Origin of the sequence: Kitasatospora sp. HPM-01-4 (genome assembly GCF_051374625.1) — a bacterium.
GTDB lineage: Bacteria > Actinomycetota > Actinomycetes > Streptomycetales > Streptomycetaceae > Kitasatospora.
Genome location: NZ_JBPQGP010000005.1, coordinates 3,734,484 through 3,748,027, shown reverse-complemented (window position 1 = coordinate 3,748,027; position 13,544 = coordinate 3,734,484). Strand labels below are relative to the sequence as shown.

The 13,544-nt window shown below is 74.4% G+C and carries 11 protein-coding genes; 5 read left to right on the top strand and 6 right to left on the bottom strand.

Annotated features, from left to right (window positions below; genetic code table 11):
- Positions 1-47: 47 nt before the first annotated feature.
- The 4 genes from panC to ACSMTC_RS16045 form a co-directional block, all read right to left on the bottom strand.
- Entirely contained in the window at positions 48-956 is a 909-nt protein-coding gene (gene panC, locus ACSMTC_RS16060; protein ID WP_436560369.1) for a pantoate--beta-alanine ligase, read from the bottom strand.
- Positions 956-1,903 carry a Rossmann-like and DUF2520 domain-containing protein gene (locus ACSMTC_RS16055; protein WP_436560368.1) on the bottom strand — a complete coding sequence of 316 codons (948 nt, stop codon included), beginning with the start codon at positions 1,901-1,903 and terminating at the stop codon, positions 956-958. The genes panC and ACSMTC_RS16055 overlap by 1 nt, the downstream gene beginning before the upstream one ends.
- Positions 1,904-2,062: 159 nt before the next feature.
- Positions 2,063-2,752 (bottom strand): response regulator transcription factor, encoded by a 690-nt coding sequence (locus ACSMTC_RS16050; RefSeq protein WP_436560367.1) that lies wholly within the window; start codon positions 2,750-2,752, stop codon positions 2,063-2,065.
- Between the two features lie 47 nt (positions 2,753-2,799).
- On the bottom strand, positions 2,800-3,990 hold the full coding sequence (locus ACSMTC_RS16045) for a sensor histidine kinase (RefSeq protein WP_436560366.1): 1,191 nt from the start codon (positions 3,988-3,990) through the stop codon (positions 2,800-2,802).
- 105 nt (positions 3,991-4,095) lie between these two features.
- On the opposite strand from ACSMTC_RS16045, the gene ACSMTC_RS16040 reads away from it, so the two are divergent.
- Both ACSMTC_RS16040 and ACSMTC_RS16035 read left to right on the top strand, forming a co-directional pair.
- Positions 4,096-5,103: an SAM-dependent methyltransferase gene (locus tag ACSMTC_RS16040; protein WP_436560365.1), complete on the top strand. Its 1,008-nt coding sequence runs from the start codon at positions 4,096-4,098 to the stop codon at positions 5,101-5,103.
- A 10-nt stretch (positions 5,104-5,113) separates the two neighbouring features.
- On the top strand, positions 5,114-6,277 hold the full coding sequence (locus ACSMTC_RS16035) for an NADH-quinone oxidoreductase subunit D (protein WP_436560364.1): 1,164 nt from the start codon (positions 5,114-5,116) through the stop codon (positions 6,275-6,277).
- Positions 6,278-6,386: 109 nt separating this feature from the next.
- Here the strand turns inward: ACSMTC_RS16035 and ACSMTC_RS16030 are convergent, their stop codons facing one another.
- Positions 6,387-7,181 (bottom strand): DUF3109 family protein, encoded by a 795-nt coding sequence (locus ACSMTC_RS16030; protein WP_436564702.1) that lies wholly within the window; start codon positions 7,179-7,181, stop codon positions 6,387-6,389.
- A 309-nt stretch (positions 7,182-7,490) separates the two neighbouring features.
- Between ACSMTC_RS16030 and ACSMTC_RS16025 the strand changes: the two genes are divergently transcribed.
- The 3 genes from ACSMTC_RS16025 (at position 7,491) to ACSMTC_RS16015 (ending at position 12,462) form a co-directional block, all read left to right on the top strand.
- Positions 7,491-7,853 carry a WXG100 family type VII secretion target gene (locus ACSMTC_RS16025; RefSeq protein ID WP_436560363.1) on the top strand — a complete coding sequence of 121 codons (363 nt, stop codon included), beginning with the start codon at positions 7,491-7,493 and terminating at the stop codon, positions 7,851-7,853.
- A 143-nt stretch (positions 7,854-7,996) separates the two neighbouring features.
- Entirely contained in the window at positions 7,997-11,152 is a 3,156-nt protein-coding gene (locus ACSMTC_RS16020) for a toxin glutamine deamidase domain-containing protein (RefSeq protein ID WP_436560362.1), read from the top strand.
- Entirely contained in the window at positions 11,149-12,462 is a 1,314-nt protein-coding gene (locus ACSMTC_RS16015) for an SUKH-4 family immunity protein (protein WP_436560361.1), read from the top strand. Before ACSMTC_RS16020 ends, ACSMTC_RS16015 begins: the two co-directional genes overlap by 4 nt.
- Positions 12,463-12,604: 142 nt before the next feature.
- Here ACSMTC_RS16015 and ACSMTC_RS16010 read toward each other — a convergent pair whose 3' ends face one another.
- Positions 12,605-13,360, bottom strand: coding sequence for an alpha/beta fold hydrolase (locus tag ACSMTC_RS16010; RefSeq protein WP_436560360.1), 756 nt, complete (start codon positions 13,358-13,360; stop codon positions 12,605-12,607).
- Positions 13,361-13,544: the final 184 nt, after the last annotated feature.

Below are 13,544 nucleotides of genomic sequence, written 5' to 3'. Positions count from 1 at the left end.
TGATCGGACGGGGCGCCCGACGGGTCTGCCGGACGATCCCGACGGGTCTATCGGACGATGATGCGGACGTTGTCGATCAGGCGGGTCGAGCCCACCTTCGCGGCGACGGCCAGCACGGCCTCGCCCTGGAAGTCGTCCGGGGCCTCGGTGAAGGCGTCCGGGTCGATCAGGGCGAGGTAGTCAAGGGTGACACCCTCGGCGCCGTCGAGGACGGCGGCGGCCGCCTCGCGGACCGCCTTCGGGCCCTTCGCGGCGGCGTCGCGGCCGGCGAACAGCGCCCGGGAGAGGGTGAGCGCCTGGGCGCGCTCGGTCTCGGAGAGGTAGCGGTTGCGGGAGGAGAGGGCCAGGCCGTCCTCCTCGCGCAGGGTCGGCACACCGACGACCTCGACGTCGAAGTCCAGGTCGGCCACCATCCGCTGGATGATCGCCAGCTGCTGGGCGTCCTTCTCGCCGAAGAAGGCGAAGTCCGGGTCGGTGATGTGCAGCAGCTTGGCCACCACGGTCAGCACGCCGTCGAAGTGCCCGGGACGGGAAGCGCCCTCGAAGCCCTCGCCCATCGGGCCGGCGCTCAGGCGCACCTGCGGCTCGCCGTTCGGGTAGACCTCCGCCACCGAGGGCGCGAAGACCACGTCGGCACCGTTGGCCTCGGCCAGCTGCACGTCCTCGGCCAGCGTGCGCGGGTAACGCTCCAGGTCCTCGCCCGGGCCGAACTGCAGCGGGTTGACGAAGACCGTCACCGCCACCCGGCCCTGCTGGCCGACCTGCTTGCGGGCCGCCCGGATCAGCGAGGCGTGGCCCTCGTGCAGTGCGCCCATGGTCATCACCACGGCGTTGTCCACCGGCTGCTCGTCCGGCCAGAACGCGGACTCGAAGTCCGCCACCGTGTGGGTCAGGACCACCTTGCGGGCCTTGGGCGCCTTGGCCTGCTGCTTGCCTCGCTGGTACTTGCCCGCCATCAGTGTGTCTCCTCGTTCAGTACGTCCAGCAGCGCCGCCGCCGCCTCTTCCTTGAGCGACCCGTTGCGGACCGCCCGTTGCGCCGTGGCCCTGGCCATCGCGCGGTAGGCCTGCTCGATGTCCGGGGACGCGGCCCTGAGCCGGTCCAGGTGCCGGGTCACGGTGCCCGTGTCGCCCCGGGCGACCGGGCCGGTGAGGGCCGTGTCGCCCGAGCGCAGTGCGTTGTCGAGGGCCGCGCCCAGCAGCGGGCCCAGCATCTGGCCGGGTTCGGCGACGCCCGCCGTGCGCAGCAGCTCCAGGGCCTGCGCGACCAGGGTGACCAGGTGGTTCGCCCCGTGCGCCAGCGCCGTGTGGTAGAGCGGGCGGACCTCCTCGGGGATCCAGGACGGCTCGCCGCCCATCTCCACCACCAGGGCCTCCGCGACCGGCCTGAGCTCCTCGGGCGCGGTCACCCCGAACGGGCAGCCGGCCAGCCGGTCGAGGTCCACGGAGGTGCCGGTGAAGGTCATCGCGGGGTGCAGCGCCAGCGGCAGCGCACCGGCCCTCGTCGCGGGCTCCAGCACCGCGACGCCGTGCGCCCCCGAGGTGTGCACGACTATCTGCCCGGGCCGTACGGCGCCGGTCGCGGCCAGGCCCGCGGCCAGCTCGGCCAGCGCGTCGTCGGGGACGGTCAGCAGCACCAGATCGGCGGCGGCCATCACCTGCGGGGGGCTCACCAGCCGGACGCCGGGCAGCAGCGCCTCGGCGCGCCGTCTGGACGCCGTCGACACGCCCGAGGCGGCCACCACCCGGTGGCCCGCCAGCTGCAGGGCGGCGCCCAGGGCCGGGCCCACGCGCCCGGTGCCGATCACACCGACGGCCAGCCGCGCGGGCCGGTTGCCGGGATCGGAAGGGTCGCCGAAGGGGTCGTTCAGAACACCGAAGTCTGCGTGGTCGGACGTGCTCACGGCTCGGCCTTCGTCCTAACTCTCCGTTCCGGTCCTCTGCGGGTACCAGACGTACCGACCCATTCTACGGGCGCCGCCGGGCGTCCCCGAGGGGTGGCTTCGCGGCGCCCGCGCTCCCGTCGGCCGACCCGGCCGCCCCGAACCGGAAGGCGCGGCCGGTCAGTCGGTGGCGCCCGCACGGACGAGGCCGGCCTCGTAGGCGAGGACGACGGCCTGGACCCGGTCGCGGAGGTCGAGCTTGGCGAGGATGCGGCCGACGTGGGTCTTCACGGTGGCCTCGGAGAGGGACAGCCTGGCGGCGATCTCGCCGTTGGAAAGGCCCTGGGCGACCAGCAGGAAGACCTCGCGTTCGCGGTCGGTGAGCGGGGCCAGCACGGTGGTGCCGGGCGCGGCCTTCGGCGTGGGGAGCACCTCGGCGAAGCGGTCGATCATGCGGCGGGTGGTGGTCGGGGCGACGACCGCGTCCCCGGCGTGCACCGCGCGGATGGCCGCGACCAGCTCCGTCGGCGGCACGTCCTTGAGCAGGAACCCGCTCGCCCCGGCCTTGAGCGCGGCGAAGGCGTACTCGTCCAGGTCGAAGGTGGTCAGGATGAGCACGTGCGGCGCGTCCGGCACCGGGGCGCCGTCGGCGTCGAGGCAGATCCGGCGGGTGGCCTGGACGCCGTCCAGACGGGGCATCCGGACGTCCATCAGGATCACGTCGACCGGGGTGGTCTGCAGGATCGCCAGGGCCTGCTGGCCGTCACCCGCCTCGGCGGCGATCTCGATGTCGCCCTGCGACTGGAGGATCATCCGGAAGCCCGTGCGGAGCAGCTCCTGGTCGTCCACCAGCATCACCCGGATGGTCAATGTCACTCCTGTTGTCGCCGTGGTCGGGGGGTCGAGCGTGCGTGACGTTACTTGGCGGTTCTGAGCGGGAGCACCGCCCGGATCCGGAATCCGCCGCCGGGGCGGGGGCCGATGTCGAGGCTGCCGCTGACCATGCCGACCCGCTCGCGCATGCCGATCAGGCCGTGGCCCTGGCCGTCGGCTCCGCCGGCGGCCATCTGCTCCTCGGTGGTGCCGCGGCCGTCGTCCTCGATCAGCACCTCCAGGTCGCGGTCGCGGAAGTCCACCGCGACCCTGGCCCGGGCGTCGGGGCCGCCGTGCTTGCGGACGTTGGTGAGCGCCTCCTGGACGATCCGGTAGACCGTGAGCTCGACGCCGCGCGGCAGCTCGGCCGGGTCCCCGGTGCTGGTGTACTCGACCGGCAGGCCGGCGGTGCGGACCTGCTCCAGCAGTTCGGGCAGCTCCTCCACGCCCGGCTGGGGCACGTACTCCTCCGCGGTGTCGGACGTGCGCAGCACACCGAGCAGGCGGCGCATCTCGACCAGCGCCTGCCGTCCGGTGCTGGCGATGGTGCCCAGGGCCTCCTTGGCCTGCTGGGGCGAGTTGTCCAGGACGTAGGCGGCGCCGTCGGCCTGGACGATCATCACCGAGACGTTGTGCGCCACCACGTCGTGCAGTTCGCGGGCGATCCGGGCGCGCTCGGCGGCGACCGCGACCTTGGCCTGGGCGTCCCGCTCCCGCTCCAGCCGGGCGGCCCGGTCCTCCAGCTCGATCAGGTAGGCGCGCCGGACCCTGGTCAGCCGGCCCCAGGCCCAGGAGAGGATGAAGGGGGTGGTCATCAGCCCGGAGAAGAAGATCACCCGGAGCCAGTTGTAGGGCTCGTGCGCGTTCTCGTCGAACCGCCAGAGCGTCAGCGGCCCGGCCGCGACCCCGCCGGCCAGGGCCAGGCGGGAGGTCCACTCGGTGCCGAAGGCCGCGCCGGTGTAGGCGAAGACCAGGTACGCGATGCTGGAGGCGCCCGGGGGGATGTTGAGCGCGACCTGGACCAGCCCGAGGCCGACGACGGCGACCGTGGTGAGGTTGGGCCTGCGGCGCCGGAAGACCATCAGCAGCGGGAGCAGGACGGCCATCAGCACCGTGCCCGCGAGGCCCCGCTCCTGTTCGACGGACGAGACCAGGCCGAGGAAGAGGACCGGCAGCGCCCAGACGGAGTCCACCACCATCGGGTGTCGTCGGAGCCAGGCGTTGAGTCGATGCACGTTTCCAGCCTAGGCAGCCGGTCCAACCGCTCAGGTCCGCCGTAGGGGCGATCCTGTCTACTCCGCAGGGTGGAGACGTCCCCTACCGGCGGTAACGTCCCCCATATGAGTTGGATGCGCTGGCGGCCCGCCATGGAACAGGCCCTCTACGGTGAGCCCGGCGGCTTCTACCGCAGGTCGGAGGGGCCGGCCGGGCACTTCAGGACCTCCGTGCACGCATCACCCGGATACGCCAAGGCGGTCGCCCGCCTTCTCCACGAGGTGGACGAGGCACTCCGCCATCCGGCGGAGCTGGCCCTGATCGACGTCGGGGCCGGGCGCGGTGAGCTGCTCACCGGAGTGCTCGCGGCCGTCGGTCCCGCGCTGGCCGGGCGGCTGCGCCCGTACGCGGTGGAGATCGCCGACCGGCCGGCCGGGCTGCCCGGGGAGGTGGTGTGGACGGACCGGGTGCCCCAGGGTGCCAGCGGCCTGCTGTTCGCCAACGAGTGGCTGGACAACGTGCCGCTGGACGTCGCCGAGGTGGACGAGGACGGTGTGCTGCGGTACGTCGAGGTCGCGCCGGACGGTGCGGAGCGCCTGGGCGGCCGGCTGGACGAGGCCGACGCCCGCTGGGCGGCCGACTGGTGGCCGGCGGCGGAGCCGGGCGAGCGCGTGGAGCTGGGCGGCGGCCGGGACGCGGCCTGGGCGGCGGCGGTCGGCGCGCTGGCCGGCGGACTCGCGGTCGCCGTGGACTACGCGCACGTGCGGTCCGGGCGGCCGGTGTTCGGTACGCTGACCGGCTTCCGGGCGGGACGCGAGGTGCGGCCGGTGCCCGACGGCTCCTGCGACATCACCGCGCACGTGGCCCTGGACGCGGCCGCGGCCCCAGGTTTCCACAGCCTGTGGACGACGCAGCGGGACGCGCTGCGGGCGCTCGGGGTGAGCGGCGCCCGCCCGCCGCTGGCGCTGGCCGCGAGCGATCCGGCGGAGTACCTGCGCCTGCTGAGCCGGGCCACAGCGGCCGCCGAACTCACCGATCCCGCCGGTCTGGGCGGCTTCGGCTGGCTGGTCCAGACCGTCCGCATGCCACAGCCGCCCAGCCTGGCGGGCCTGGGAGCCCGGCGGACTCGGTAGCCTCTGTGCCATGAGGGAGACCACGGTCGGCATCGGCGCAGGCGCGCAAGAGCTCACGGGCGAGCTGGGCACCAGTGACATGGTGCTCAACATCGGCCCGCAGCACCCGTCCACGCACGGTGTGCTGCGTCTGAAGCTGGTGCTGGACGGTGAGCGGATCGTCTCCGCCGAGCCGATCATCGGCTACATGCACCGGGGCGCGGAGAAGCTCTTCGAGGCCCGGGACTACCGGCAGATCATCATGCTGGCGAACCGGCACGACTGGCTGTCCGCCTTCTCCAACGAGCTGGGCGTCGTCCTGGCCGTCGAGCGGATGCTCGGTATGGAGGTCCCCGAGCGCGCGGTGTGGATCCGCACCCTGCTCGCCGAGCTCAACCGGGTGCTCAACCACCTGATGTTCCTCGGCTCCTACCCCCTGGAGCTCGGCGGCATCACCCCCGTCTTCCACGCCTTCCACGGCCGCGAGGAGCTCCAGCACGTGCTGGAGGAGGCCAGCGGCGGCCGGATGCACTACATGTTCAACCGGGTCGGCGGCCTGAAGGAGGACCTGCCGGCCGGGTGGCTCGGGCGGGTGCGCGCCTCGGTCGCGACGGTCCGTTCGCAGCTGCCGGTCTTCGAGGACCTGGTGCTCGGCAACGAGATCTTCCGCGGCCGTACGGCCGGCATCGGCGCGCTCTCGCGCGAGCACGTGCACGCGTACGGGGTCAGCGGGCCGATCGCGCGGGCCAGCGGGGTCGACTTCGACCTGCGGCGGGACGAGCCCTACCTCGCGTACGGCGAACTGCAGGACGTGCTCACCGTGGTCACCAGGGAGGAGGGCGACTGCCTGGCGCGCTTCGAGTGCCTGCTGGAGCAGACCGCCAACTCCCTCGACCTCGCCGACGCCTGCCTCGACCGGCTCGCGCAAATCGCCCCGGGGCCGGTCAACCTGCGGCTGCCCAAGGTGCTCAAGGCCCCCGAGGGGACCACGTACGCGTGGACCGAGAACCCGCTCGGGATCAACGGGTACTACCTGGTGTCGCGCGGCGAGAAGACGCCCTGGCGGCTCAAGCTGCGGTCGGCCTCGTACAACAACATCCAGGCGCTCACCGAGCTGCTGCCCGGCACGCTGGTCGCGGACATGGTGGCGATCCTGGGGTCGATGTTCTTCGTCGTCGGCGACATCGACAAGTAGCGCACGGCCTCCAGGGGTGTTATCCGCGTACCGGCACCGTGCGGTACCGGCACGCGGATAACACCCGGAGGAGCAACCCGCCCGCCCCCGTGGGGACTTGCCGAAGCCGCTACTTGCGGTCCGCCGGGTGGGGGGCGAACTTCCGGTGGCCCTTGGCGGCGATGCGCTGTTCGCAGAGGTCCGCGAGGACCGCGTAGCCGGCCGGGCCCATCAGTTCGGTGAGTTCGGGGCGGTAGCTGATGTACACCGGGTCGGAGCCGGTGTGGGCGTCGGGGCTGCTGGTGCACCACCAGTGCAGGTCGTGGCCGCCGGGACCCCAGCCGCGGCGGTCGTACTCGCCGATGGTGACCTGGAGGTAGCGGGTGTCGTCCGGGCGGTCGATCCAGTCGTAGGTGCGGCGGACGGGCAGCTGCCAGCAGACGTCCGGCTTGGTCTCCAGCGGCTCCTTGCCCTCCTTGAGCGCGAGGGTGTGCAGGGCGCAGCCCTGCCCGCCGGAGAAGCCCGGGCGGTTGAGGAAGATGCAGGCGCCGTCCACCCGGCGGGTCTGGCGGTCGCCGTCCTCGTCGAGCATGGTGATGCCGCCGTCGAGCTTGATCCGGCCCTTGGCGTCGGTGCCGTGCCCGTACAGCTGCCAGGTCTCGGGGGTGAGCCGGGCGGCGTGCCCGGCGATCCGCTTCTCGTCGTCCTCGTCCGAGTAGTGCGCGCCGAGCGTGCAGCAGCCGTCGGACTCGCCCCGGCCCTCGCGGATGCCCTGGCAACCCCTGCCGAAGATGCAGGTCCAGCGGGAGGTCAGCCAGGTCAGGTCGCAGCGGAAGACCTGCTCGTCGTCGGCCGGGTCGGCGAACTCGACCCAGGCGCGCGGGAAGTCGAGCCGGATCTCCGGTGCCGGACCCACGGTCGGCATCGGGAGGTCGACCGGTGTCGCGGACCCGGCGCGCTCGGCGTCCCCGGCCTTGGCCCCGCCCTTGGTCCCGCCGCCGGTGGAGTGCTTGGTCTTCTTGGTGCTCTTGGGAGTCTCTGCTGCCACTCGGCAAGGGTATGGCCTCGACGGGCGATGGCGTCGGCTCGCGGCCCGGTGTGAAGTTGAGGTGAGGAACGTCCAGAGGCGCTGCGGAGGGCTTGGACCCGGGCCCTAGGATGGCGGCGCCGCTGGGCGTGTACGGGGCGGTCGACACGACGGTTTCGGTGGACCTGGCAGGACGGGGGAGTGGCGATGGCGACGGGTGGATCGGACCAGTTCCGGATCAAACCGTGGGAAGTACAGGGCGAGGGGCGGGAGTTCGAGCAGCTCTCGAGTGACTTCGCGCGGGCCGCACTGGCGCTGGAGCACGGGATGGCCGGGCTCGGCACCCCGTGGGGCAGGGACGAGCCGGGCGAGGGCTTCGGCAAGGAGTACGACCAGGCGCAGCACGGACTGCTGGCCGGGCTGAACGGCCTGGCCGACCGGCTGGCCGGGATCGGCGCCGGACTGCGGACGATGGCGGACCAGGCGAGCCGGACCGAGCAGGACATCGCCGCGGACTTCAACCGGCAGCACCCCGACGGCGGAACCGTGGCGGGCCCGCGGACGGTCTGAGTCCCCGGGAGGGGTGTCCGCCGGGGGCGGACAGAGCTTTCGCCGCACCGAACGCCGGTTGCGGCCCGTGCCGGGTGGACGGACCGCTCGCGGCGTTCGAACCGTGACGGCGTTCAATCCGTAGAACGCGAAGGGGGGACCGCGTGTCCCGGAAGTTGCCCGAGGAACTCGTCCCGGTCCTGGCCAAGGTCGGCCACCACTGGCCCGAGGCCGACGAGGACGCGCTGCGGCAGGCCGCCGCGCTGTGGCGCGAGTTCGGTACCGAGGCCGAGCGGCTGGGCCGCCGGGGCCAGGAGTCCGCGCAGCGGGTCACGGGGGAGAACTCGGGGGCCGCGGTGGAGGCCTTCGGCCGGCACTGGACCGACTTCTCGGGCGGCGGGCGCGGCTACCTGGACGACGCGCAGAGCGCCGCCGAACTGCTGGCCAAGGCCTTCGAGGGCGCGGCCGGGGCCACCGACACCTGCAAGGCGGAGCTGGTCGCCGAGCTCACCGAACTCGCCGAGAAGCTCAAGGCGGCCGAGGCCGCCGAGGCCAAGGCGAAGGCGGAGAAGGGCGGCGGCCTGGCCGGCGCGGTCACCAAGGTGGTCGACACCGTCGTCGCCGAGGCCGGTGAGGCGATCGACATCGTGGCCGCCAAGCTCAAGATCGGCGAGCTGCTGGAGGAACTGGGCCGGGCCATGAAGCACGGCCTGCAGACCGCGCTGGCGGAACCCGCGGTCATCGCCCTGGAGCGGCTGGCGAAGACGGACGGGAAGGCACACGGCCGCTCCGCCGAGCTGAGCGCGCGAAGCGCCCTGGTCGGAGCCGACGGACAGCCGGCCGGGCCGCTCGGCGGCGCGGCGGCCGGGGCCGCCGCGGTCGGCGGCGTCCGCACTCTGAGCGCGGCCGTCGACTCGCACGGCAGGCTGATCACCGATGACGAGGGCAACCCGCTGCTGCGCGACCAGAACGGCAAGCTGGTGGCCGGTGTCGAGGGCGTCACCGTCCCGGTCGGCCCGGACGGCAAGCCGGTGGTCGGCGCGGACGGCAAGGTCGAGGTACTCGGCGCGGACGGTCAGCCGCTGGTCGGCGTGGCCGTCGGGGTGGACGGCAAGCCGCTCACCGACGCCGGCGGCAACCCCGTGACGGTCGGCGCCGACGGCCGACTCGGCGGCAGCGGGCTCTCGGTGGCGCTCGGTACGGACGGCCGGCCGCTGGTCGGCGCCGACGGCCGCCCGGTGGTGCTCGGCCCGGACGGGCAGCCGGTGGCGGACCCGGACGGGGAGCCCGGCGTGCGGACCGGCGTGCGGACGGCGGGGCTGCCGACCGACCTGTCGGCCGAAGCGGACACGGACCTGCACGAGCGTTCGGCGGTGAGCGGCCTCGGGCTGCGCACCACCCAGGCCGGTACGGGCGAGGCGGACCTGCTCGGCGACGGCGGCGGGGACGGCTACGACTCGGGCTCCGGCGATAGCGGGAGCGGCAGCTCGTACGGGAGCCTGTCCGGGCACTCCGGTCCGGGCGGCGGACACCGGTACCGGCAGGACTCGTTCGACTACGGCGGCGGGGGCGGGGTCGGGGGATCCGACTACTCCGACTACTCCGGCTACTCCGAGGACGACAGCCCGTCCGTCTCGTACCACTCCTCGCTGCGGACCGGGCCGGTCTCGCTGCAGACCGACTCGGTCCTGGTGGAGCCGCCGCAGACGGCACCGGACTACGGCTCCCGGGGCGGCTACGACCCGGGGAGCGGCTCCGGTTCGGGCTACGGCTCAGGCTCGGGCTCGGGCTACGGCTCGGGCTACGGGTCCGGTTCCGGCGACGGGTCGGGCGGCGGCTACTCCGGTGGAGGCGGCTGGCGTCCGGACCCCACCGGTGGGTCCGTGCCACCGGTGCCGGCCCCGGGCGGTTACGGGCCGGTCGGCGGCACCCCGGTCGGCGGCGGCTCGCCCGGTGCTCCGGTGGTCACCGGTCCGGTGGGCGGCAGCCCGGTAGGTGGCCCGGTGGGCAGCCCGGTCGGCGGTTCGATCGGCGGAGGCCCCCTCGTCACCGGCCCGGTCGGCGGGGTCCAGGGCGTGCCGGGTGCCCCCGGTGTGCCCGGCACCCCCGTGGGCGGTCCGATCGGCGCGGGCGCGCCGGGTACGGCGGGCACGCCCGTCGGCGGTGTGGTCGGGGTCGGCCTCGGCATACCGCCGCAGGACGGCCGGTCGGGCGCGGCCGTGCCCCGGACGCCCGTCGGCACCCCGCTGCCGGGCGCCGGCCTCGGCGCCAACCCGGGCGCCGCCGCGCACGCGCTCCTGCGGCCGTACACCGGCCCGGTCGCGGACTTCCGGGTCCGTCCCGAGCAACTGCTCCCCACCGCCGCATCCGGGACGTCCGGTTGGACCGCCGTACCCGCGGGCGAGCTCGGCGCCGCGTTCCTGCTCGCCCGGACCGGGCGCCGCCAGGTCGTGCCGCCGCAGGGTGAGCGGGAGCAGGTGCGCACCATCGCCGACAGCCGTCCGTACGGCGTCCCCGGCGGTCTCGGCCCGGTCGACCCCGCGCACCAGGCCGAGGCCGAACTCCGGGCGCCGGTAACGCCGGAGGGCTTCGCGGCCCCGCACCCCGACCCGCGCGGCGGGACCTGGACCGAGGTGCTCAACGGCGGCGGCTACCGCGAGCAGGGCCGCGCCAACAACTGCGTCGAGCTCTCGCTCTCCGGCCTCGACAGCTACGCGGGGCACCCGACCTGCGGTGCTCCGCGACTGCCGGACGGCCCCGCCGGCGAGCGCGGCGGACGGGACCGCGCCGAGCGTGAACTCGGCACCCAGTTCCGCGACCTGGGCGACGGCGAGCAGGCGCACCGGCGGCTGGCGGAGGTGCTGCTGCGCACCGGTCACGGCGCGCAGGCGGTGCTGCTCACCATGGACGAGTTCGGCCGGTCGCACACCTGGAACGCCGTCGTGCACAACGGTGTGCTCGGCTATCTGGACCACCAGACCGGCCGCCGGTCGTCCGCCCCGCTCTACGGCGCGGACCACGGTCTGTGGGCGATCGCGGTGGACGCCGACTCCCGCCCGCTCGATCTGTCGGACCTCCAACTCGCCGTCCCCGGGCCCGAGTCCGGGCCGGCGGCCACCGTGGAGCCCGGGCCCGCGGCCACCGTGGAGCCCGGGCCCGCGGCCACCGTGGAGCCCGAACCCGCGGCCACCGTGGAGCCCGAACCCGCCCAGCCGGCCGACCCGGCGCCCGCCACCCCCGAGCAGCCCGCGCCGCCGCGCTCCCGGCTGACCGTCCACCGAGCCCCCGCGGGCAACAGCGCGAGGAGCACCAAGCGATGACCACCCGCGAACAGGCGATCGACGCCGCCTACCGCTGGATCAACGGCGAGCTTCCGCAGGAGGCGGCCCGCCCGGTCCAGTGCCATGAGTTCGACCTGGGCTGGGTGCTCTGGCCCGCGCCCGCACCCGTCCAGGTGGACCCGCTGACCGGCGCCCGCCGGGCCCCCGAGGAGATCGGTGCGGCCTGCGCGGTGGTGGACCGTACGACCGGCGAGCTGAGCGTCTGGCCGTCCGTCCCCGTGGCCGAGGTGATCCGGCTCTACCGCGACAAGCTGGGCGCCGGCCTGCACGAGCCCACGCTGCCGCCGGTCACCGGCCCGGGCGTCCGGGCCGAGCTGACCTGGCGCGACGAGCACGGCGAGTCGCAGACGCTGGTCATGCACTCGGTCGCGGGCGCTTCGCACCCCGCCCTGCGCGCCTGGCGGCAGCTCGAGCGGCAGGGCGTCGAGGCCGAGGACGTGCTGTCGGTCCACACCGATCTGAGCCTTGCCATGCTGCCCGGCGGGTACGTCGCACAGGCGCTCGCCGAGCAGCTGCCGTCCACGCGGTTCAGCCACGAGCTGCGGTACGGCCCGTACTTCGACCACCGGGCGGAGGCGGTACGGGAGTTGGCCGCCCGGATCCCGGCCGCCGGACCGGACGGCCGGCCCGCCGCACCCCGGCCCAACCGGATGCCCTTCCCGGCCGCCGTGCCGCCCGTGCTGCCCGAGGCCGCCCAGGCACTGGCCGCCGGTCTGGTGGAGCGTTTCGGGTCCGAGGGCGTCCAGCGCTTCGAGGCCGGGGAGGTGCTGGCGGCCGGTCTGCCGGACTCGGCGGCCGTGCCGCTGATCGACATCGGCCTGCCCTCGGTGGTCGAGGGCTTCTTCACCCTGCACCGCCCGGTCGCCGAGGGTGTCCTGGACGGCAGCCGGGCACAGACGGCGCTGCCGGAGGCCGGCGGCTACCTGGCCGGGCTCGGGCGCGGCCTGCGGGCCACCGAGGACGCCTGGCGGAACCTGTCCGGGCAGCGGGTGGTCGGCACCGACGGCTGGGCGCTGATCACCGTGGACCCCGCCCGGGGCCGGGTCCGCGCGATCGACCCCGACACCGCGAGTGCCCGCCACTGCAACGCCGACCTCACCGCCTTCGTCCGCTCCCTCACCCTCCTCACCGACCACCTGCCCCGCCTGAGCGGCCTCCCGCCCTACGCGGCGGGCCCCCTGGTCGCCGAACTCCAGTGGGGCCTGGCCGCCTTGGACCGCACCGTGTTCACCGACCCGGAGAACTGGTGGGCGGTGGTGGTGGAACAGCTCTGGCACGGACTCCTTTGACACGGCGGCGCACGGCGGTCGGAGCCTGACCGGTCTAGGCCCGACCGCCGTGGTGCGGCCGCCCCGGGCACGGACGGCCCGGTGACGGGGTTGCGTCGGGCGCTCTCGCGCACGCCCTTCGTGCCACCGGCCCTGCCCCGGGTCAGGCGGCGAGGAAGGCCTCCAGGGCGGCGGCGAAGGCCACCGGGATCTCGTACATCGGGTAGTGGCCGCAGTTCCGGAGGACTTCGAGGGAGGCCTCCGGGTAGTGGGTGAGCCAGGTGGCCCGCATGACCTCGGGGGTGAGGGCGAGGTCGTGTTCGCCGGCGAAGACCCGGACCGGCAGGCGGGCGCCGGTGATCTTGGCGGCGAAGTCGCGGGTGGTCCAGTCGTCCAGATAGGCGGCGAAGGCGTCGCGTCGCGAGTCGGCGAGGGACTGGGCGGTCACCCGGTCGAGCCAGGCGGCCGGGGCGCGGTGCCCGGTGACCAGGTCGAGGATGGCACGGCGGTTGCCCGGCCGGTCGGGTGCGCCGTGAAAGAGCTCGTACGCCTCCCCCTCCAGCGGGTACGCGCCGGCCGGCACCCCGGCGACTCCGGCCAGTCTGCGCACCCGGTCCGGAGCCTGGGCCAGCACCAGCTGCGCCGCCTTGGCACCCATCGAGTGGCCGGCCAGCGAGAAGCCGTCCCAGCCCAGCTGGTCGGCCAGCGCCAGGACGTCCTGGGCGATCTCGGCGAGCGTGAAGTCGCCGGGTACGTCCGCCCGTTGGCCGTAGCCCCGGTAGTCGAGGAAGGCGTAGGTGAACGCCGCGCCGTCCAGGTGGTCCAGGAACGGGCCCCAGCCGGCGCTGGTGCCGAACCAGTCGTGCAGCACGATGGCCCTGTGCCCGCCGTCGCCGATGGTCCGATGGCTGATCGTCATGTCACGCTCCGGGTGGGTGGTGTGGCACCGGAGTCCCTCCCCGCCGGCGGCACCCGGGAACCCTCCCGTCCACAAGGACGCCCCGCCGCACCGGTCGGGAAGTGACCGGCCGTCCGGGAGTGCGCTGATCCACCGCCTCGGTACAGCAGGCCTGGTCGGGGCCGGGCATCGCGTAGCGTGGAGA

Bases quoted from the DNA above. Each gene is read 5' to 3' on its own strand.
- ACSMTC_RS16025 (WP_436560363.1), top strand. From the start codon at position 7,491: ATGGCGACGGGTGGATCGGACCAGTTCCGGATCAAACCGTGGGAAGTA.
- ACSMTC_RS16030 (WP_436564702.1), bottom strand. From the start codon at position 7,181: ATGCCGACCGTGGGTCCGGCACCGGAGATCCGGCTCGACTTCCCGCGC.
- ACSMTC_RS16010 (WP_436560360.1), bottom strand. From the start codon at position 13,360: ATGACGATCAGCCATCGGACCATCGGCGACGGCGGGCACAGGGCCATC.
- panC (WP_436560369.1), bottom strand. From the start codon at position 956: ATGGCGGGCAAGTACCAGCGAGGCAAGCAGCAGGCCAAGGCGCCCAAG.
- ACSMTC_RS16035 (WP_436560364.1), top strand. From the start codon at position 5,114: ATGAGGGAGACCACGGTCGGCATCGGCGCAGGCGCGCAAGAGCTCACG.
- ACSMTC_RS16040 (WP_436560365.1), top strand. From the start codon at position 4,096: ATGAGTTGGATGCGCTGGCGGCCCGCCATGGAACAGGCCCTCTACGGT.
- ACSMTC_RS16015 (WP_436560361.1), top strand. From the start codon at position 11,149: ATGACCACCCGCGAACAGGCGATCGACGCCGCCTACCGCTGGATCAAC.